This window comes from Thiomonas sp. 13-64-67 (genome assembly GCF_002282795.1).
Classification (GTDB): Bacteria; Pseudomonadota; Gammaproteobacteria; order Burkholderiales; family Burkholderiaceae_C; genus Thiomonas; species Thiomonas arsenitoxydans.
In genome coordinates this window covers 1-17,771 of sequence record NZ_NCKP01000006.1, presented here as the reverse complement: position 1 = coordinate 17,771, position 17,771 = coordinate 1, and the positions used below count along the sequence as shown (strand labels likewise).

At 65.0% G+C, this 17,771-nt stretch carries 16 protein-coding genes and 2 pseudogenes; 14 read left to right on the top strand and 4 right to left on the bottom strand.

What is annotated here, in order from left to right:
* Window positions 1-5: 5 nt before the first annotated feature.
* The 3 genes from corA to B7X30_RS02580 are packed head-to-tail and all read right to left on the bottom strand — an operon-like array spanning window position 6 to window position 3,293.
* Window positions 6-971 (bottom strand): magnesium/cobalt transporter CorA, encoded by a 966-nt coding sequence (gene corA, locus B7X30_RS02590; protein ID WP_013107135.1) that lies wholly within the window; start codon window positions 969-971, stop codon window positions 6-8.
* A 9-nt stretch (window positions 972-980) separates the two neighbouring features.
* Window positions 981-2,192 (bottom strand): patatin-like phospholipase family protein, encoded by a 1,212-nt coding sequence (locus tag B7X30_RS02585; RefSeq protein ID WP_286728849.1) that lies wholly within the window; start codon window positions 2,190-2,192, stop codon window positions 981-983.
* Window positions 2,193-2,237: 45 nt separating this feature from the next.
* Complete coding sequence (locus B7X30_RS02580) at window positions 2,238-3,293, bottom strand: MBL fold metallo-hydrolase (RefSeq protein WP_286728848.1); 1,056 nt, start codon at window positions 3,291-3,293, stop codon at window positions 2,238-2,240.
* Between the two features lie 84 nt (window positions 3,294-3,377).
* Here B7X30_RS02580 and B7X30_RS02575 point away from each other — a divergent pair, with 84 nt between their 5' ends.
* From B7X30_RS02575 to B7X30_RS02565, 3 genes are all read left to right on the top strand, one after another.
* Window positions 3,378-3,782 carry a MerR family transcriptional regulator gene (locus B7X30_RS02575; RefSeq protein WP_156053538.1) on the top strand — a complete coding sequence of 135 codons (405 nt, stop codon included), beginning with the start codon at window positions 3,378-3,380 and terminating at the stop codon, window positions 3,780-3,782.
* 115 nt (window positions 3,783-3,897) lie between these two features.
* Window positions 3,898-4,347 carry a PaaI family thioesterase gene (locus B7X30_RS02570; protein ID WP_286728847.1) on the top strand — a complete coding sequence of 150 codons (450 nt, stop codon included), beginning with the start codon at window positions 3,898-3,900 and terminating at the stop codon, window positions 4,345-4,347.
* A gap of 46 nt (window positions 4,348-4,393) precedes the next feature.
* Window positions 4,394-5,572, top strand: coding sequence for an isovaleryl-CoA dehydrogenase (locus tag B7X30_RS02565; protein WP_286728846.1), 1,179 nt, complete (start codon window positions 4,394-4,396; stop codon window positions 5,570-5,572).
* A gap of 80 nt (window positions 5,573-5,652) precedes the next feature.
* Here B7X30_RS02565 and B7X30_RS02560 read toward each other — a convergent pair whose 3' ends face one another.
* Window positions 5,653-6,807, bottom strand: coding sequence for an aminotransferase class V-fold PLP-dependent enzyme (locus B7X30_RS02560; protein ID WP_286728845.1), 1,155 nt, complete (start codon window positions 6,805-6,807; stop codon window positions 5,653-5,655).
* Window positions 6,808-6,965: 158 nt separating this feature from the next.
* On the opposite strand from B7X30_RS02560, the gene aceK reads away from it, so the two are divergent.
* The 11 genes and pseudogenes from aceK to bioB form a co-directional block, all read left to right on the top strand.
* Complete coding sequence (gene aceK, locus B7X30_RS02555) at window positions 6,966-8,780, top strand: bifunctional isocitrate dehydrogenase kinase/phosphatase (protein ID WP_286728844.1); 1,815 nt, start codon at window positions 6,966-6,968, stop codon at window positions 8,778-8,780.
* Entirely contained in the window at window positions 8,777-9,955 is a 1,179-nt protein-coding gene (locus B7X30_RS02550; protein WP_286728843.1) for an acetyl-CoA C-acyltransferase, read from the top strand. The genes aceK and B7X30_RS02550 overlap by 4 nt, the downstream gene beginning before the upstream one ends.
* 6 nt (window positions 9,956-9,961) lie before the next feature.
* Window positions 9,962-10,983 (top strand): annotated as a pseudogene (locus B7X30_RS02545) (acyl-CoA dehydrogenase family protein).
* Window positions 10,984-11,006: 23 nt separating this feature from the next.
* Window positions 11,007-11,612, top strand: a complete 606-nt coding sequence (locus B7X30_RS02540; protein ID WP_286728842.1) for a 2-hydroxychromene-2-carboxylate isomerase — start codon at window positions 11,007-11,009, stop codon at window positions 11,610-11,612.
* A 31-nt stretch (window positions 11,613-11,643) separates the two neighbouring features.
* On the top strand, window positions 11,644-13,347 hold the full coding sequence (locus tag B7X30_RS02535; RefSeq protein ID WP_286728841.1) for an AMP-binding protein: 1,704 nt from the start codon (window positions 11,644-11,646) through the stop codon (window positions 13,345-13,347).
* 8 nt (window positions 13,348-13,355) lie between these two features.
* Window positions 13,356-14,829, top strand: a pseudogene (locus B7X30_RS02530) (carboxyl transferase domain-containing protein).
* A 46-nt stretch (window positions 14,830-14,875) separates the two neighbouring features.
* A complete protein-coding gene (locus B7X30_RS02525) occupies window positions 14,876-15,181 on the top strand; it encodes a type II toxin-antitoxin system VapB family antitoxin (protein WP_286728840.1) in 306 nt (101 codons plus the stop codon).
* A gap of 4 nt (window positions 15,182-15,185) precedes the next feature.
* Window positions 15,186-15,584, top strand: coding sequence for a type II toxin-antitoxin system VapC family toxin (gene vapC, locus B7X30_RS02520; protein ID WP_286728839.1), 399 nt, complete (start codon window positions 15,186-15,188; stop codon window positions 15,582-15,584).
* Window positions 15,585-15,612: 28 nt separating this feature from the next.
* Window positions 15,613-16,140 carry a DinB family protein gene (locus tag B7X30_RS02515; protein ID WP_286728838.1) on the top strand — a complete coding sequence of 176 codons (528 nt, stop codon included), beginning with the start codon at window positions 15,613-15,615 and terminating at the stop codon, window positions 16,138-16,140.
* A complete protein-coding gene (locus B7X30_RS02510) occupies window positions 16,137-16,937 on the top strand; it encodes an enoyl-CoA hydratase/isomerase family protein (protein WP_286728837.1) in 801 nt (266 codons plus the stop codon). Before B7X30_RS02515 ends, B7X30_RS02510 begins: the two co-directional genes overlap by 4 nt.
* A 37-nt stretch (window positions 16,938-16,974) precedes the next feature.
* Window positions 16,975-17,771 (top strand): biotin synthase BioB (gene bioB, locus B7X30_RS02505; RefSeq protein ID WP_286728836.1); only part of this gene is annotated, 797 nt, incomplete at its 3' end.

Below are 17,771 nucleotides of genomic sequence, written 5' to 3'. Positions count from 1 at the left end.
AGGCTCTAATCGAGCCAGCCCTTTTTGCGGAAAAACCAGAACGGCGCGATGACGGTGAGCACCATCAGCCCCAGGGCGAAGGGGTAGCCGAGGGGCCAGTCGAGCTCGGGCATGTGTTTGAAGTTCATGCCGTAAATGCTGGCGATCAGCGTGGGCGGCAGCATGGCGACGGCAGCGACGGAAAAAATCTTGATGACCTTGTTCTGGTTGATGTTGATGAAGCCGACGGTGACGTCCATCAGGAAGTTGATCTTGTCGAACAGAAAGGCGGTGTGGCCGTCGAGCGAGTCGAGGTCGCGCAGGATCTGCCGCGCCTCTTGCGACTGATCGGCGCTGAGATGGCGGCTGCGCAACAGAAAGCTCAGCGCGCGGCGGGTGTCCATCACATTGCGGCGGATGCGTCCGTTCAGGTCTTCCTGCTGCGCGATGCCGGTGAGCGCCTCCGAGGCGTCCTGGTCGCTGGGGCGCGGCTTAAGGATGTGCGCGCCGATGGCCTCCAGATCGTCGTAAATGCCTTCAAGGGTATCGGCCGAATATTCGGCGTCGGTGAGGTAGAGCGCGAGCAGTACGTCGGTAGCGTTTTCAATCAACCCGGGCATGCGACGCGCCCGCAGCCGCAGCAGGCGAAAGACGATGAGGTCGTGCGTGTGGATGGAGAACAGCACGTTGCCGTGAACGATGAAGGCCACGCGCTCGTTGCGCGGACGCTCTTCGTCACTGATGAGAAAGTCGGTGCGCAGATGCAACTGCCCGTCTTCTTCCTCCTCGTAAAACCGCGCGGATTCCTCCAGATCCTGATCGAGGACGTCGGCGGGGATGGTCAGGCCGAAGCGGGCTTCGACCCAGCCGAGCTCGCGTGGATCGGCCGATTCGAGATCGACCCAGACGGGCTGCAGCCCCGCGAGGGTTTGCGGGTCGCCGACCTCCTGCTGCACCAGGCGACCATTCTTGAGGGTGAACACATTGAGCATAGGGCTGCATTATGCGCAATGCGGGTCGGGCGCGGTGAGGTTGAAAAACGCCGTGATCGCATCGCGCTGCGCCAGCGCATCGGCCCGGCCGAGTTCGACCAAGGCGGAGAGGTAATCCGGCGTGAACAGCAGATAACTGGCCAGCGCAGATCCTCGGCCGGTACCCATGCCCACCGATTGCAGCAGCAGCCGCGCGCCACGGGGCATGCTGTGCCAGTGCCGCGCTGCAATGGCGTCGATCGAGGTGGAGGGCAGCAGGGTCAGCGTGGGCAGGGGGCGGTAAGGCAGATCGGCACGCACCTCGGGCGGCAGATCCGCCAACATGCGGTTGATGCGCCCGGCCTGCTGCGCATCGGCGCGCAGGGTGTCGAGAAACACGCTGGACATGGCGTGCGCCGCAATCTCCGCCACGCTGGGGTAGGGCGGCAGATGCCGGCGCATTTGCCCCGCCTCGGGATGCGGCTCGGCTACGCCGATGGCCAGTGCGCGTTCTGCACCCAGATGAATGGCGGGCGCCAGCGGGGCGAGCTGGCGCATGGCGCCGTCGCCAAAGTATTCCGGCCCGACTTCGCCATACAGCGGCGTGGCCGGAAACACGAAGGGCAGGGCGCTGGAGGCCAGCAGATGCTCGACGCCGATGGGCTGCGCAATGCCCCACAGCCCAGGCCGCCGCCAGGGCTGCACCTCGGGGCGGGCCTGGAAGAAGGTGATGTGCCGCCCGCTGGTATAGCTTGAAGTGGCCACAGATAGCGCGCGTAAGGCGCCGCTCTGAATCGCGGCGTCCACCGCATCGAAGTGCACCCGCCGACCCAGGGTGTCGGCCAGCGGGGTGTTGTCGAGCAGGGCGCGCGGGTTCTGCTTCCACAGCCAGCCGAATGCCATCAGCCCGAGCCAGCGCGCGCCGCCGCGCAGCAGTTGCCCTGTGCCGACCTCGAAGACCTCGTGCGCCTGCAGGGTGCTCCAAAGCGTTTGCAGTTCATGCAGGGCGGCTGGCCATTCGGCGCAGCGGCTGGCGAAATACGCCGCATTGATCGCCCCGGCCGAGGTGCCGCAAACCACGGGAAACGGGTTGCGCTGCGTGGGCCAGCCCTGCGCCTGCAGAATCTCGCCCACACCGCCGAGCACTCCGGCCTGATAGGCCGTGCGCGCCCCGCCGCCCAGCAGCACCAAGGCCGCGTTTTGCGGCGGTAGGTTGTCGGCGGCAGTCGTGTTGTCGGGCATGGCGGCGTTGAAAATATCACTGCGCCGCGGCAGTAGAAATGCGGGTTAGCGCACGAAACGATAGACCCCGCCGTCTTCCAGGCGGCGCAACTGCCCATCGAACCACAGCTTGTGCAGATGGGCGATGGACTCGCCCATGGCGAAGGTGATCTGGTGCACGTCCAGCGGGCGTTTGAACAGCACGGGCAGCAGGTCGGCCGCGGTTTGCGGCGTGGCGCAGGCCTGTATCACCTCGGCCAGACGCTCGTGGTGATGCTGCTGCAACTGCGCGATGCGGGCCAGGGCGCCGCGGAAGGGCAGGCCGTGCGAGGGGAAGATCAGCGTGTCGTCCGACAGCAAGGCGCTAAAGCGCGCCAGGCTGTCGAGAAATTGTTGCAAAGGATTGGACAGCGGTTCGTTGTCGTTCACGCTGATGTTGGTGGAGATGCGAGGCAGCAGCATGTCACCCGCGATGAACAGCGCGTCGGCCTCGCTGTATAGGCTGATGTGTTCCGGCGCATGGCCGTAGCCCGCGACGCAGCGCCAGTCGCGCTCTCCGATGCGCAGCACGTCGCCGTCCTGCAGGCGCACGAAACGCGTGGGCATGGCGGGCACCAGGCCGCTGTAGTAGTCGGTGCGCTTGCGGATGGCGGCCAGAGTCTGCGGGTCGGCCAGGCCATGCGCGGCGTAGTGCGCCGCCATCGGCTCGCCGCCAATGGTCATGCAGCCGCGCGCGGCCATGCACGAGACGGCATAGTCGGTGGCGCTCATCCACAGCAGGCAATTCCAGCGCGCGGTGAGCCAGTGAGCCAGCCCGACGTGGTCTGGGTGCATGTGCGTGACCACCACGCGCAGCACCGGCAGGCCGCCCAGTTGCGTGGCGAACACCTGCTCCCATGCCGCGCGGGTGGGCGGGGAGTCGATGCCGCAATCCACAATCGTCCAGCCGCGCACGCCGTCGAGGGTGTCTTCCAGCAGCCAGAGGTTGATGTGGTTCAGCGCGAAAGGCAGCCCCATGCGCAGCCAGCGCAGCCCCGGCGCCAGCTCGATGCTTTCTCCCAGTGCGGGCGTCGTTTCTCCAAAGGGGTAGCGGATGGCATCAAAGGCGGGCTGGGCGGACATGGCGAGCGGATTCAAAAGGTTGGAAGCGTGATGGCGCAAACTACACTTGACGTTAACGTCAACTGGAGCCGAGTATAGGCACGCATGAAAAAAGCCGCTGCTGCACCTGCCGCCCCTACTTTCACCATTGGTGAACTCGCCCGCGAGTTCGACCTCACCACCCGCGCCATCCGCTTTTACGAAGAAGCCGGCTTGCTCTGCCCGCGGCGCCAGGGCCGCGCGCGTGTCTATACGCAGGGCGACCGCACGCGGCTCAAACTCACCCAGCGGGGCAAACGGCTGGGCCTGAGCCTGGCCGAGATCAAGGAACTGGTGATGATGTACGAGTCGCCGCGCGACACCGCACCGCAACTGCGCCGCTACCTGGAAGTGCTGGCCGAGCACCGCGCCGACATCGAAGGCCGCATGGCCGATCTCAAGGCGACGCTGGAGGAGATTCGCGCCTACGAGACCGAGGCGCGGGGGCTACTCAAGAAGCAGGGCGGGTGAGGGGAGCGCTGGTTCTGGAGAATTGCTGGAGGAGTGACTATTCACGTTGACGTAAACGGAAGGTAAGATCACCGGAAATCTGCCAGCAGAGCAGCCCCCACGGAGACTTGCCACCATGACCACCGCCCCCGCCGTTCTATCGCCTGCGCAGGAGGCGGCTATTCGCCAGAGTTTTGCCCGCCAAGGCTTGATGGCCGCGTTGGGCGTGGAGATGGTGCGGTTGGAGCCGGGGCGGGCGGAACTACGGCTGCCGCATTCAGAAGGGATCAGCCAGCAGCAGGGCGGTTTCCACGGTGGGGCCATTGGCGCGCTGGCCGACGTGGCCGGTGGCTATGCGGCGATGACTCTGGCGCCCGAAGGCGACGAAGTCACCACGGTGGAGTACAAAATCAACTTTCTAGCGGCCTTTTCGGGCGGTGAACTGCGCGCCTACGGGCGGGTAATCCGGGCTGGCAAGCGGCTGATCGTCACCACCGCCGAAGTGATGCACCGCGATGAGGACGGCGCTGAGACAGTTTGCGCGGTGATGCAGCAGACCATCGCGCCAGTGCCCAAGCGGTATTGAAATTACGTCGAAACAACGCATCGAAACAAACAAGCGAGGAGACCCCATGCAACTACCCGGACTGGACTTCCAACTCGGCGAAGACATCGCTGCTCTGCGCGAGGCCGTGCGCGACTTTGCCGAGCAAGAAATTGCCCCGCGAGCCGCCGAAATCGACCGCACCGATCAGTTTCCGATGGATCTGTGGCGCAAGTTCGGCGACCTGGGCCTGCTGGGCGTCACCGTGCCCGAGGCCGATGGCGGCACGGGCATGGGCTATCTGGCGCATATGGTGGCGTTGGAAGAAATCTCCCGCGCCAGCGCCTCGGTGGGCTTGAGCTACGGCGCGCATTCCAACCTCTGCGTCAACCAGATCCGCCGCAACGGCAGCGCCGCGCAGAAGGCGAAGTACCTGCCCAAACTGATCAGCGGCGAGCATGTGGGCGCGCTGGCGATGAGCGAGCCGGGCGCGGGCAGCGATGTGGTGAGCATGAAGCTGCGAGCTGACCGGCGAGGTGATGGGTTCGTGCTCAACGGCAGCAAGATGTGGATCACCAACGGGCCGGACGCCGACGTGCTGGTGGTCTACGCCAAGACCGATCCGGCCGCAAGTTCCAAGGGCATCACCGCCTTCCTGGTGGAGAAGGGCTTCAAGGGCTTTTCGGTGGCGCAGAAGCTCGACAAGCTGGGCATGCGCGGCAGCCATACCGGCGAGCTGGTGTTTCAGGATTGCGAGGTGCCCGCAGAGAACGTGCTGGGCGAATTGAACGGCGGCGTCAAGGTGCTGATGAGCGGCCTGGATTACGAGCGCGCGGTGCTCGCCGCCGGGCCAGTGGGCATCATGCAGGCGGTGATGGACAGCGTGGTGCCCTATGTGCACGAGCGCAAGCAATTCGGCCAGAGCATTGGCGAGTTCCAGCTCATCCAGGGCAAGCTGGCCGATATGTACACCGTGCTGCAGGCCGCCCGCAGCCTGCTTTACACCGTGGGCAAAAACCTCGACGCACTGGGCGACGGCCATGCCCGCTCGGTGCGAAAAGACTGCGCGGCCGTGATTCTGTGGTGCGCCGAAAAGGCCACCTGGATGGCGGGTGAGGGCATCCAGATTTTTGGCGGCAACGGCTATATCAACGACTACCCGCTGGGCCGACTGTGGCGCGACGCCAAGCTGTACGAGATTGGCGCGGGCACATCCGAAATCCGCCGCATGCTGATCGGCCGGGAACTGTTCGCGCAAACGGCGTGAAGCCGTGAAGCTGGGTAGCGAACAGGGCTGAGCGACTGATGCGGCGGGTGATTCAATTACCGAGGCGCTTACCGAGGCGGCTACCGATGCGCTTTTTCCGGCAGGTGCAAACCCACGGCGTCGAGCGCCGCGTCCAGCCGCTGCACGGCGGCAGGCACGTCCTTCCATTTGTCCAGCCCGAACAGGCCGAGGCGAAAGCTCATGTAGTCGGCCGGTTCGTCGCAGGCCAGCGGCACACCGGCGGCAATCTGCATGCCCTGTGCCACAAACTTCTTGCCGTTCTGAATGTCGGGATCACGGGTGTAGCTCACCACCACGCCCGGCGCCTGAAAACCGGGCGCCGCCACGCTCTTGACACCGCGCCGCTCCAACGAAGCGCGCGCTGCGCGACCCAGTTCCATCTGCGCGGCCTTGAGCGCGGGCAGGCCGTAGCTGAACGCCTCGCGCATCTGGTCGCGTACTCCGGCCAGGGTGTCGGTGGGCATGGTGGCGTGATAGGCATGCGTGCCTTTTTCATACGCCTGCATGATCTGATGCCACTTTTTCAGATCGCAGGAAAAGCTGTCGCTCGTGGTCGTCTCCAGCCGTTGCAAAGCCCGCTCGGACAGCATGGCGAAGCCGCAGCAGGGCTGGCCGCTCCAGCCTTTTTGCGGTGCGCTGACCAGCACGTCCACGCCGGTGGCCTGCATGTCCACCCACATCGCACCCGAGGCGATGCAGTCGAGCACGAACAGGCCGCCCACCGCATGCACCGCGTCGGCGACAGCGCGCAGATAGTCGTCGGGCAGCATCATGCCGGCGGAGGTTTCCACATGCGGGGCGAACACCACGGCGGGCTTTTCGCGGGCGATGGTGGCGACCACCTCGGCTATGGGCGCGGGCATGAAGGGCGACTCGGACGCATCGGCCACGCGCCGGGCCTTGAGTACCGTGACTTTGTCCGACAAATGCCCGGTCTCGATGATCTGGCTCCAGCGATAACTGAACCAGCCGTTGCGCACGATGAGCACCTGCGCGCCCTGCACGAATTGCCGCGCCACAGCCTCCATGGCAAACGTGCCGCTACCCGGCACGATGACCGCTGCCTGCGCGTTGTAGGCTTGTTTGAGCATGGACGACAGATCACGCATGACCTGCTGGAACTTGGCCGACATGTGGTTGAGCGAGCGGTCGGTGTAAACCACCGAATACTCCAGCAGTCCATCGGGATCGACATTGGGCAGCAAGGCGGGCATCAGAATTCTCCTAGTCTTATGGTTCGAAAAAGTCGGCGCGGTGTCTATGCCGACCGCCTGAAAAGCCTAGCACGCAGCGGCGTCAAGCGCTGGGCGCTTTGCCTTGCCAGCGTCGCGGGCTTACAGTGGGCAGGGTGTTTTCGTATTGCCAATGCCCGATGAACCAATTCCCGCCCCGCCTCGATTCCCCCGTGGCTTTTGCCATGGCGCGCACCATGCTCGAAGGCTTCAATCGCCACTACCGCCTGTTCCGCCAAGTAAGCGCCGCGGCCAAGCAGAGGTTCGAGCGCGCCGATTGGGCTGGACAGCAGGCAGCGCAGCGCGAGCGCATCGCGTTTTACGACCAGCGGGTGGACGAAGCCACTGAGCGGCTGCAGAACGAACTCGATGCCGGCAACCAGCCCATGGAAATCTGGCAGCAGGCCAAGCTGCACTACATCGGCTTGCTGACCAATCACCACCAGCCCGAACTGGCCGAGACGTTTTTCAACTCGGTGACGACCAAGATTCTGCGGCGTGAGCATTTCAACAACGAGTTTCTGTTCGTGCGCCCGGCGCTGTCCACCGAGTACATCGAGAACGAGGAGCCGGCCGCCAAGCCGACCTTCCGCGTGTATTACCCGCACACCCACGAGGCGCTGCACGCCTGTCTGCGCCGCGCCATCGAGAACTTTCAGCTTGCGCTGCCGTTCGAAGATCTGGACCGCGACGTGCGCCAGGTGCTGGCCGCCGTGCGCCAGCGGTTCGGCAGCGATGTGCGCCTGCGCGCCAACTTCCAGATTCAGATGCTCGACTCGCTGTTCTACCGCAACAAGGGCGCGTATGCGGTGGGCAAGGTGATCAACGGCTTCACCGAATTTCCGCTGGCGCTGCCCATTCTGCACAACGAGCGCGGCCAGCTCTTTATCGACACGGTGCTGCTCACCGAAGACGATCTGCTGCTGCTGTTCTCCTTCGCCCGCGCCTATTTCATGGTCGATATGGAAATCCCGTCGGCCTATGTGCAGTTTTTGCGCAGCCTCATGGCGCGCAAGCCGCGCGCCGAGCTGTACAACGCGCTGGGTTTGGCCAAGCAGGGCAAGACGCTGTTCTACCGCGACTTTCTCTATCACCTGCGGCATTCGAGCGATCAGTTCATCGTGGCGCCGGGCATCAAGGGCATGGTGATGGTGGTGTTCACCCTGCCGTCCTTTCCCTTTGTGTTCAAAGTCATCAAAGACTTCTATCCGCCGCAGAAAGACACTACCCGCGACAAGATCAAGGGCAAGTACCTGCTGGTGAAACAGCATGACCGCGTGGGCCGCATGGCCGAGACGCTGGAATACTCCAACGTGGCCTTCGAGCGAGCCCGTTTCTCGCCCGAGCTGATTCAGGAAATCGAAACCTTCTGCCCCTCGCAACTCGAATACGACGGCGACACCATCATCATCCGGCACTGCTACATCGAGCGGCGCATGATTCCGCTCAACATCTATCTGCAAGAGGCTGACGACGCCCAGCTCGACGCCGCCGTCATCGAATACGGCAATGCCATCAAGGACATGGTGGCGGCCAATATCTTTCCCGGCGACATGCTGTGGAAGAACTTCGGCATCACCCGCCACGGCAAGGTGGTGTTCTACGACTACGACGAGATCGAGTACATCACCGACTGCAACTTCCGCCGCGTGCCCGCGCCGCGCAACGAAGAAGACGAAATGGCCGCCGAGCCCTGGTACGCCGTGGGCCCGCACGATGTCTTTCCCGAGACCTTCGGCCAGTTTTTGCTCGGCAACCCCAAGGTGCGCGCCGTGTTCATGAAGCACCACGCCGACCTGCTCGACGCTGCGTTCTGGCAGGAGCACCAGAGCCGCATCCGCGAGGGCCATCTGTACGACGTGTTCACTTATGACGCCACCCGCCGCTTCGCCCGCGAGGGCGCTCTTGCGGCATCCAACCCACCCGTTCAACCTGTTCAGGAGACTTCGACATGACTGATTCCATTGTGATGGTTTCTGCCGCGCGCACGCCCATCGGCGGCCTGCTCGGCGACTTTGCTGCCGTGCCCGCCTGGGAGCTCGGCGCTACCGCCATCGCTGCTGCCGTGCAACGCGCGGGCATCGCGGGTGACGCCGTGGATGAAGTGCTCATGGGCAACTGCCTGATGGCCGGGCAGGGCCAGGCCCCCGCGCGCCAGGCCGCACTCAAGGCCGGGCTGCCGCAATCGGCGGGCGCGGTCACGCTGTCCAAAATGTGCGGCTCGGGCATGCGGGCGATGATGTTCGCCCACGACATGCTCGCTGTGGGCTCGGCCGATGTGATGGTGGCTGGCGGCATGGAAAGCATGACCAATGCGCCGCATCTGGCCTTTGTGCGCAAGGGCGTGAAATACGGCGCTACCGCCTTCTACGACCACATGGCGCTTGACGGTCTGGAAGACGCCTACGACCGCGGCAAGGCCATGGGCGTGTTCGCTGAAAGCTGCGTGAGCAAATACGCCTTCAGTCGCGAGGAGATGGACGCCTTCGCCATTGCCTCGACTGAGCGCAGCAAAAAAGCCAACGAAGACGGCAGCTTCGAGTGGGAGATGGCGCCCGTCACGGTGGCGGGTCGGGGCGGCGAGGCGAAAATCGCCCGCGACGAGCAGCCGTTCAAGGCCAAGCTCGACAAGATTCCTACGCTCAAGCCCGCGTTCAAGAAAGACGGGGCCATCACCGCCGCCACCTCGTCGAGCATTTCCGACGGCGCTGCCGCGCTGGTGCTGATGCGCCAGTCCACCGCTGACAAGCTGGGCTGCGCGCCGATCGCTCGCATTCGCGCCCATGCGGTGCATGCGCAGGCGCCCGAGTGGTTCACCACGGCGCCCGTGGGGGCCATTCAAAAGGTGCTCGACAAAACCGGCTGGAAGGCGGCCGATGTGGACCTGTGGGAAGTCAACGAAGCCTTCGCCGCCGTCACCATGGCGGCCATGCGCGAATACAAGCTGCCGCATGAGATCGTCAACGTGCACGGCGGCGCGGTGGCGCTGGGCCACCCCATCGGCGCGTCGGGCGCGCGCATCGTCGTGACCTTGCTGGGCGCGCTGCGGCAACGCGGGCTCAAGAAGGGCGTCGCCGCGCTGTGCATCGGCGGCGGCGAGGCCACGGCAATGGCTGTTGAACTGCTCTGAATCGTCATGCTGCTTTCTGACGATCACCGCATGATCCGCGACGCGGTGCGCGATTTTGCCCAAGCCGAAATCGCCCCGCATGCGGCCGACTGGGCGCGCGAGGCCCGCTTTCCGCGCGAGGCGTTGCAGGGCTTGGCGGCGTTGGGGTGCTTGGGCATCGCCGTGCCCGCGGAATGGGACGGCGCCGGGCTCGACTACCTGTCTCTCGCGCTGGCCGTCGAGGAGATCGCCGCGGCCGACGGCGCGACCAGCACCATCGTGAGCGTGAACAACTGCCCGGTGTGCTCCATTCTGATGGCCTGGGGCAGCGATGCGCAGAAAGACCAGTGGCTGCGCCCGGTGGCGCGCGGCGAGTGGATCGGCGCGTTCGCGCTGACCGAACCGCAGGCCGGGTCGGACGCCTCCAACCTGCGCACCACGGCAAGGTTGGAGGGTGACCACTACGTCCTTGACGGCGTCAAGCAGTTCATCACCAGCGGCAAGAACGGACAGGTCGCCATCGTGCTGGCCGCAACCGACCGGGCCGTGGGCAAGAAAGGCATCAGCGCCTTCCTCGTGCCCACCGACACGCCGGGCTAGGCGAGGGCTACAAGATTGCGCTGTCCGGCCTGGAAGGTGGGCGCATCGGCATTGCGGCGCAGTCGGTCGGCATGGCGCGCGCGGCGTTCGAAGCGGCGCTGCGTTATGCGCGCGAGCGCACTGCCTTTGGCAAGCCGATTGCCGAGCATCAGGCAGTGCAATTCCGCTTGGCCGAGATGGCGATGCAGATCGAAGCGGCGCGGCAGTTGCTGTGGCACGCCGCCAGCCTGAAGGATGCGGGCCAGCCCTGTCTGAAGGAAGCCGCCATGGCCAAACTGATGGCCAGCGAAATGGCCGAGCGGGTGTGCAGCGCGGCGCTGCAGATCCACGGCGGTTACGGTTATGTGGCTGACTTTCCCGTCGAGCGCATCTGGCGCGATGTGCGGGTTTGCCAGATTTACGAAGGCACCAGCGATGTGCAGAAAATGCTCATTGCCCGTGCGCTGTAAAACCAGATTCACTGGAGACTCCCATGCCCGTCAGCCCGATTACTTTTTTCTTCGATTTTTCGTCGCCCTACGCCTACCTGGCGAGCACGCAGATCGAGGCTATTGCCGCGCGCCATCTGCGCGATATCGAATGGGTGCCGATGCTGCTCGGGCCGGTGTTCCAGACGACAGGATCGAAGCCGCTGATCGACCAGCCGCTCAAGGGCGACTACGCCCGCATCGACATTCCGCGCTCGGCGCGCTTTCTGGGCGTGCCTTTTGTACAGCCGGAGCCATTTCCCATTGCCACTTATCAGGCCGCACGGGTGCTCATCGGCCTGCAACGCGACTTGCCCGCGCAGGCTGCGCCGTGGCTGCATCGCTGTTTTTCGGCCTATTTCGTGCAGAACCGCAACATCGCCGAATTGCCCGTACTTGAAGCCCTTGCCGCCGAGCAGGGGCTGGCGAGCGACGCGGTGGCGCGCTATACCGCCGATCCCGCCATCAAAGCCCAGCTCAAGGCCAACTGCGACCGCGCGCTGCAGCAAGGCATGTGCGGCGCGCCCTTTATGGTGGTGGACGATCAACCCTTCTGGGGCGCAGACCGGCTGCCGCAGCTCGAACATTGGCTGCAAACCGGCGGGTTTTGAAGTTGCCAAAAATGAACACCGGAGAATCATCATGACCGAACCAACCCCGCTGGTGCAGGCCTATGCCTGCGGCGCCACCGACCAGCCGCTGCTGACGCAGACCATAGGCGATTTTTTCGACGCCATGGCCGAGCGCCAAGGCCTGCAAGAGGCGCTGGTTTCGCGCCACCAGAACATTCGCCTGAGCTATGCCGAGCTCAAGCGCGAGGTGGATCGTCTGGGCAGCGCCTTGTTGCGCAGCGGTTTGCGCAAGGGCGACCGCGTGGGCATCTGGGCGCACAACAGCGTGGAATGGGTGCTGATGCAACTGGCGACGGCCAAGGTCGGCCTGATTCTGGTGAACATCAACCCGGCCTATCGCACCTCCGAGGTGGAGTACGCGCTCAACAAGGTGGCTTGCAAGGCGCTGGTCACCATGACCTCGTTCAAGACCAGCGACTACCTCGCCATGCTGCGCGAACTCGCGCCGGAGCTGGCGACCTGCGCGCCGGGTGAACTGCGCGCCGCGCGCCTGCCCGATCTCAAACTGGTGGTGCATCTGGGCGAGGCCGATGAACCCGGCATGCTGCGCTTTGGCGACTGGATCGCCCGCGGCAGCGCCGACGACCCGGCGGTCGCCGAGGCCGCGGCAACGCTGCACGCGCACGAACCCATCAACATCCAGTTCACCAGCGGCACCACCGGCTTTCCCAAGGGCGCCACGCTCACGCACAGCAATATCCTGAACAACGGTTTTTTTATTGGTGAGGCGATGAAGCTCACTGCCGAAGACCGGCTGTGCATTCCGGTGCCGCTGTACCACTGCTTCGGCATGGTGCTGGGCAACCTGGCGTGTCTGACGCACGGCGCCACCATCGTCTATCCCAACGACGGCTTCGATCCGCTGCTCACCTTGGAGTGCGTGCAGGACGAAGCCTGCACCGGGCTGCACGGCGTGCCGACCATGTTCATCGCCATGCTCGATCATCCGCGCTTTGCCGAGTTCGATCTGAGCACCTTGCGTACCGGCATCATGGCCGGCAGCCCTTGCCCCATCGAGGTGATGAAGCGGGTGGTGCGCGACATGCATCTGTCTGAGATCACTATCGCCTACGGCATGACCGAGACCGCGCCGGTGAGCTGCCAAAGCTCCACCGACACCCCGCTGGACAAGCGGGTGAGTACGGTGGGGCAGGTGCAGCCGCATTTGCAGGTGAAGATCGTCGATCCGCAAAGCGGCGAAACTGTCGCGCCCGGCGAAACCGGCGAGCTTTGCACCAAGGGCTATTCGGTGATGCACGGCTACTGGGGCGACGCGGAGAAGACGCATGAGGCCATTGACGCCGAGGGCTGGATGCATACCGGCGACCTGGCGGTGATGGACAGCGAGGGTTATGTGAACATCGTCGGCCGCATCAAAGATATGGTGATTCGCGGCGGCGAGAACATCTACCCGCGCGAGGTCGAGGAATTCCTCTACCGCCATCCGCAGGTGCAGGACGTGCAGGTGGTCGGCGTGCCCGACCCGAAGTACGGCGAAGAGCTGTGCGCCTGGATCATCCCCAAGGCCGACGCCGCGCCGACCGAAGACGACATCCGCGATTTCTGCAAAGGGAGAATCGCGCACTACAAGATTCCGCGCTACATCCGTTTTGTGCAGAGCTTTCCACTGACCATTACCGGCAAGGTGCAGAAGTTCAAAATCCGCGAAACCATGCAGCAAGAACTCGGGCTCCACCCCGACCGCACCGCCTGAAGACCCCCATGCCCATTCTTGATACCCGACTCAACCCGCGCAGCGCCGAGTTCACCGCCAACGCCGCCGCCCTGCGGGCCCTGGTGGACGACCTGCGCGCGCGCCAGGCCCGCGTGGCCGAGGGCGGCGGCGAGGCTGCTCGCGCCAAACACGTCGCCCGCGGCAAGCTGCTGCCGCGCGAACGCGTGGCGGCGCTGCTCGACCCCGGCTCACCTTTCCTGGAGTTTTCTCCACTGGCTGCGCACGGTCTGTACGACAACGCGGCGCCCGGCGCCGGGATCATCACCGGCATCGGGCGCGTCAGCGGGCGCGAATGCGTGATCGTCTGCAACGACGCCACGGTGAAGGGTGGCACCTATTACCCGATGACTGTCAAGAAGCACCTTCGGGCGCAGGAGATTGCGCGCGAGAACCGCTTGCCCTGCATCTACCTCGTCGATTCGGGCGGCGCCAATCTACCCAACCAGGACGAGGTGTTTCCCGACCGCGACCACTTCGGCCGCATTTTCTACAACCAGGCGACGCTGAGCGCCGAGGGCATTGCGCAGATCGCGGTGGTCATGGGCTCGTGCACCGCGGGCGGCGCCTATGTGCCGGCCATGAGCGACGAGTCGATCATTGTCGCCAATCAAGGCACCATTTTCCTCGGCGGCCCGCCGCTGGTGAAGGCCGCCACTGGCGAGGAGGTGAGCGCCGAAGACTTGGGCGGCGGCGACGTTCACACCCGGCTGTCGGGCGTGGCCGACCATCTGGCGCGCAACGATGCGCATGCGCTCGACATCGCTCGCCGCATCGTCTCGCGGCTGCGCCCGGCCGAGCGCGCGGCGGTGGATTTGCGCCCGCCGCGCGAGCCGCTGTATGCAGCCAGCGAGCTGTACGGCTGCATTCCCACCGATGCGCGCAAGCCCTTCGACATCCGCGAGATCATCGCCCGCATCGTGGATGGTTCCGAGCTCGACGAGTTCAAGGCCCGCTTCGGCGCCACGCTGGTGTGCGGCTTTGCGCATCTGCACGGCATACCCGTGGGCATTTTGGCGAACAACGGCATCCTGTTTTCGGACAGTGCGGTCAAGGGTGCGCACTTCATCGAGCTGTGCTGCCAGCGCCGCATTCCGCTGCTGTTCCTGCAGAACATCACCGGCTTCATGGTCGGCCGCAAGGCCGAGAACGAAGCTGTGGATGTGGCCCAACGCGCGCATCAGCGTGATGGGCGGTGAACAGGCGGCCAGCGTGCTCGCCACCGTGCGGCGCGACGGCATCGAGGCCAAGGGCGGCAGCTGGAGCGCGGAAGAAGAGGAAGCCTTCAAGGCGCCCGTCCGCACTCAATATGAAGCGCAGGGCCACCCGTATTACGCCACCGCGCGACTGTGGGACGACGGCGTCATCGACCCGGCCGATACTCGTCGCGTGCTGGCGCTGGGCTTGAGTGCCGCGCTCAACGCGCCAATTCCAGACGCCCGCTTCGGCGTGTTCCGCATGTGATTGTCGTCCCCTACAATGTGCATCATTCATTGACTTGGTACACATCATGCGCACAAACATCGAGATCGACGACGAGCTCATGGACGCCGCCATGCGCGCCGGCCCGTTCAAGACCAAAAAGGAGGCGGTCGAGGAGGGGCTCAAGCTCTTGCGCCGCCGCGCCGCCTACCGCGATTTGCTCGCCCTGCGCGGCAAGCTGCATTGGGAAGACCCCTTGGCCGAGGGCGCCGCGCCGCCCATGGTGCAGGAGCGACGCGCGCCTTACAGCGCGGCTAACTCCCCTGCCAAGGCTGGGCGCAAGGCAGCCGTCCGCAAAGCGCCCGTCCCCAAAGCGCCCGCCAACAAGGAGTAGCCGCATGATCCTGGTCGACAGCTCGGTGTGGATCGATTTTTTCAATGGCCGTGCCACCCCGTGTGTTGCGAATCTGGCGCTCCTGCTCGACGATATGGCGCCGGTGGCGGTGGCCGATCTGGTGCTGTTCGAGGTGTTGCGTGGCTTCCGTCATGAACGCGACTATCTGGCCGCGCGCAAGACCCTGACTGCGCTCACCGTGGTTGAAATCGGCGGAGAAGACAACGCTCTGCAGGCCGCGCAACACGACCGCCTGCTGCGCGCCATGGGCTACACCATCCGCAGCGCGGTGGACGTGCTCCAGGCCGCTTACTGCATCGAACACGACTACGCCCTGCTGCACAACGATGCTGACTTCGACGTCATGGAAGATCTGCGCGGCCTGAAGGTCTGGCGGCATTGACTGCAAGCTCTCCCCGGCGAATTTCCCGATGACACTCCGAGACCATTTCCGCACCCTGGCGCGCTATCACGTCTGGGCCACGCATCGCTTGCTCGACGAGCACGTCGCGCTGCTCCCCGAAGCCGATTACCGCCGCGATTGCGGGCTGTTTTTCAACAGCGTTCACGGCACCCTCAATCATCTGCTGGTGGGCGAAGGCTTGCTATGGCAGCGACGCTTCCTTGAGGGCGTGTCGCCCGCGGGCTTGAAGCTCGACGACGAGGCCGAGCCCGACCGCGCCAGACTGGCGCAACGGCTGAAGCAGAGCGCGCGGGCCTGGCAGCCCTATGTCGAGCGCTTGAGCGAGGCCGATTTCGATCGGCCCTTCCACTACGCCACCAGCAAGGGCGAGCCGATGAGCGCACCGTTCGCGGCCACGCTGGCGCATGTGTTCAACCACGCCACGCATCACCGCGGGCAGATCACCGCAGCGCTCACCGCCATGGGGCATCCCTCTCCCGTGCTCGATCTGATCTACATGCTGCGTGACGAAGCGACAGCCTCATCCAAGCCATGAGCGAATCCCCCGTCCTCATCGACCGCGGAGGGGCCGTCGCGACGGTCACCCTTTATCGCCCCGAAGTGCGCAACGCCTTCGACGCCGCCACCATCGCTGCACTGCATACCGCCTTCGTCGAACTCGGTCAGGAGGCCGAAGTGCGTTGTGTGGTGCTTGCCGCGCAAGGCCCTGCGTTCTGCGCCGGCGCCGATCTGCGCTACATGCAACAGTTGGCGACTTACACCGATGCGCAAAACCGCGACGATGCCTTGCAGCTCGCTCGCATGCTGCGCGCCGTGGCCGAATGTCCCAAGCCCGTGATCGCGCGGGTGCAGGGCGACGCGTTCGCCGGTGGCTTCGGTCTGGTGGCGGCCTGCGATCTGGCCGTGGCGGTGCAGACCGCGCGCTTCTGTCTGAGCGAGGTCAAGCTCGGTCTGATCCCCGCCATCATCATGCCGCATGTGCTGCGCGCCATCGGCGCGCGCGCGGCGCAGCGCTACACCTTGACCGCCGAAGTGCTCGACGCGGCCACCGCGCAGGCCATCGGTCTGGTGCATGAAGTGGCCGAAGACGCTGCCGCGCTCGACGCGCAGGTGCAGCGCTGGTGCGCCGCGTTGCAAAATGCGTCACCGCAAGCGCTAGCCGCGGCCAAGCGGCTGCTGGCCGAAGTGGCGCATCGCCCGCTGGGCGATGCCTTGCTGGCCGACACCGCCGAGCGCATCGCCGTGGCTCGGGCTAGCACCGACGGACGCGAGGGCATCGCCGCCTTTCTCGCCAAACGCAAGCCGAACTGGATCGACCCCGAGGCGCGTTGACTGCGTCCTCCATCTCCCCTCCATCTCCCCTTATGCCATGACCCCGAAACCTTCCGACGTCTGGACGCCAGAGCGCATCGAAGCCCTGCTCGATCTGCCTTTGCCCGAACTGCTCTGGCAAGCCCAGCAGATCCACCGCGCGCACTTCGACCCCACCGACATTCAGCTCTCGTCGCTGCTGTCGATCAAGACCGGCGGCTGTGCCGAAGACTGCGGCTACTGCCCGCAATCGGCGCATCATGATGTCGGGCTGAAGGCGGGCAAGCTGATGGACCTTGAGCTCGTGCTGGCCAACGCCCGAGCGGCCAAAGAGGCGGGCGCGGCACGCTTTTGCATGGGCGCGGCCTGGCGCGAGCCGAAAGACCGCGATCTCGACGCCGTGGCTGCCATGGTCGAAGGCGTCAAGGCCCTCGGGCTGGAAACCTGCATGACTTTGGGCATGTTGCAGCCCGCGCAGGCGCAGCGCCTGGCCGATGCCGGGCTCGATTACTACAACCACAACCTCGATACCTCGCCCGAGTTCTACGGCCAGATCATCACCACCCGCACCTACCAAGAGCGCCTGGACACGCTGCAGGCCGTGCGCGAAGCCGGCATGGCGGTGTGCTGCGGCGGCATCGTCGGCATGGGCGAGACACGGCGCGACCGCGCGGGTCTGTTGGCGGAGCTGGCCGGGCTCGATCCCCACCCCGAATCGGTGCCCATCAACGCACTTGTACGGGTGGCAGGAACGCCGCTCGAACACGCACCGGATCTCGACCCCTTCGAGTTCGTGCGCACCGTGGCTGCGGCGCGCATCACCATGCCCACGGCGCGGGTGCGGCTGTCCGCCGG

Bases quoted from the DNA above. Each gene is read 5' to 3' on its own strand.
- B7X30_RS02510 (WP_286728837.1), top strand. From the start codon at position 16,137: ATGAGCGAATCCCCCGTCCTCATCGACCGCGGAGGGGCCGTCGCGACG.
- aceK (WP_286728844.1), top strand. From the start codon at position 6,966: ATGAACCAATTCCCGCCCCGCCTCGATTCCCCCGTGGCTTTTGCCATG.
- B7X30_RS02560 (WP_286728845.1), bottom strand. From the start codon at position 6,807: ATGCCCGCCTTGCTGCCCAATGTCGATCCCGATGGACTGCTGGAGTAT.
- B7X30_RS02515 (WP_286728838.1), top strand. From the start codon at position 15,613: ATGACACTCCGAGACCATTTCCGCACCCTGGCGCGCTATCACGTCTGG.
- B7X30_RS02580 (WP_286728848.1), bottom strand. From the start codon at position 3,293: ATGTCCGCCCAGCCCGCCTTTGATGCCATCCGCTACCCCTTTGGAGAA.
- B7X30_RS02585 (WP_286728849.1), bottom strand. From the start codon at position 2,192: ATGCCCGACAACACGACTGCCGCCGACAACCTACCGCCGCAAAACGCG.
- B7X30_RS02550 (WP_286728843.1), top strand. From the start codon at position 8,777: ATGACTGATTCCATTGTGATGGTTTCTGCCGCGCGCACGCCCATCGGC.
- B7X30_RS02575 (WP_156053538.1), top strand. From the start codon at position 3,378: ATGAAAAAAGCCGCTGCTGCACCTGCCGCCCCTACTTTCACCATTGGT.
- vapC (WP_286728839.1), top strand. From the start codon at position 15,186: ATGATCCTGGTCGACAGCTCGGTGTGGATCGATTTTTTCAATGGCCGT.
- B7X30_RS02535 (WP_286728841.1), top strand. From the start codon at position 11,644: ATGACCGAACCAACCCCGCTGGTGCAGGCCTATGCCTGCGGCGCCACC.
- B7X30_RS02565 (WP_286728846.1), top strand. From the start codon at position 4,394: ATGCAACTACCCGGACTGGACTTCCAACTCGGCGAAGACATCGCTGCT.
- B7X30_RS02570 (WP_286728847.1), top strand. From the start codon at position 3,898: ATGACCACCGCCCCCGCCGTTCTATCGCCTGCGCAGGAGGCGGCTATT.
- B7X30_RS02540 (WP_286728842.1), top strand. From the start codon at position 11,007: ATGCCCGTCAGCCCGATTACTTTTTTCTTCGATTTTTCGTCGCCCTAC.
- corA (WP_013107135.1), bottom strand. From the start codon at position 971: ATGCTCAATGTGTTCACCCTCAAGAATGGTCGCCTGGTGCAGCAGGAG.
- B7X30_RS02525 (WP_286728840.1), top strand. From the start codon at position 14,876: ATGCGCACAAACATCGAGATCGACGACGAGCTCATGGACGCCGCCATG.